This is a genomic window from Candidatus Magnetobacterium casense, from assembly GCF_019173545.1.
Classification (GTDB): domain Bacteria; phylum Nitrospirota; class Thermodesulfovibrionia; order Thermodesulfovibrionales; family Magnetobacteriaceae; genus Magnetobacterium; species Magnetobacterium cryptolimnobacter.
Genome location: NZ_JABXWD010000644.1, coordinates 1 through 1,470 on the forward strand (window position 1 = coordinate 1; position 1,470 = coordinate 1,470).

The 1,470-nt window shown below is 51.8% G+C and carries 1 protein-coding gene; it reads left to right on the forward strand.

What is annotated here, in order from left to right:
• Positions 1-1,470: hypothetical protein (locus HWQ67_RS18375; RefSeq protein ID WP_218254144.1), on the forward strand; the 1,470-nt coding region annotated here is incomplete at both ends.

A 1,470-nucleotide genomic window follows, 5' to 3' on the forward strand; every position in this document is an offset into this window, starting at 1 on the left:
GCGTGGCTCTTTCGGTTAGTGGGGAATCCGTTATTACGGGGGCAACCAATAATACTCTAGTGCAGTATTATCAAATCGTAGTCTCGGGAGTAGGAGATGGGATAGACGCAGCTCAGACTACAGGGTATAAACTTGGTGGGGCTATCAATTACCAGGTCTGGAGGTCGGCTACTGATGCGGATAGTGACTTCAGCAACCTAACGGCTCCCACTACCGTTGAAAATTACTATGACACAGCTTATCCGTCGGTCCTCTTTCCCGGGGCAGCGGTGGCGACGGATGATACTTACTCAGACAAGGTGGGTTTGAGTGTTACGGGAAGCAACGTGACGACCTATCCTCATTATTACTTCTATACCCTTTCAGCCACCGGGACAACCAGCCTTAATACTACCCATGCACAGGGCTATCAATCTTATGGAACACCGGCATATCAATGGTATCGCAGCAACTCTACGAGTCCGAGCGATTATTCGGTTTTAAGCGGGGCTACGTCTGCCTCTTGGGACGATACCACGTCCCCGGCGGGTATCATAACACCAGGTAGTGCTGATGCCACTGATGGGACGTACTCGTTCAATATAAGCATATCCCTAGTTGGAAGCAGCGTAGCGGACGGGGAGGCCAGATATTATCTCCGTCAGATGTCGGCCACCGGAACAACGAGCCAAAACTCGACTGCCGACAGCGGATATAGAAACGCAGGACCGCTCCTCATTCAGTTGATGAGAAGCGCCGGTGATAGTGATGACAATTACTCCGACATAGTGGGAGTGACTTCCAGCCCGTATGTGGACACGGATGTTCCGCTTCCTACCATAACCCCCGGGACGGCGGTGGCAAGCGATGGTGACTACACGGATTATGTTTATGTCTACTTGTCGGGGGCATCGTTCAATGATGGGGAAGGCAGATATTACAAATGGGCAGAAACCGCCGATGGTGCAGCCTCACTGAACTCCACATCGGATAGAGGGCACACCGGCATAGTCACTCCACAATATCAGTGGCAAAGAAGCGACGGTGATGAGGACTGGGGATTTTCTAATATGACTGGCGATATATTCGTGACGTTAAATGACACCACCGCCCCGGCTGGCACAATCGGGGATGCGTTGGCGATAGCTTCGGATGCCGAATATGTAGACAAAGTTACTCTGAGTCTATTTGGGGGAGCGACCACAAACGGTTCACGGCGCTATTATCGCTGCGTTCTTAATGGATTAGGTGCAACGGAGCAACCATCCTCTTCAAATAGGGGGTTCAGAGGAATAGGAAACGCTACTTACCAGTGGTTCGTATCGGCGGCAGACTCGGACGCTGATTACTCTAACATCACCTCGCCGGGGCTGACGGATTATGCTTACAATACCACCAACGGTGTCTTTTATCCTGACGGCAGGTTCTACCTGGCGGCAATAGTGGCCACCGGAGCCACCGACAAAAACGCCACTGCCGACAGGGGTAATT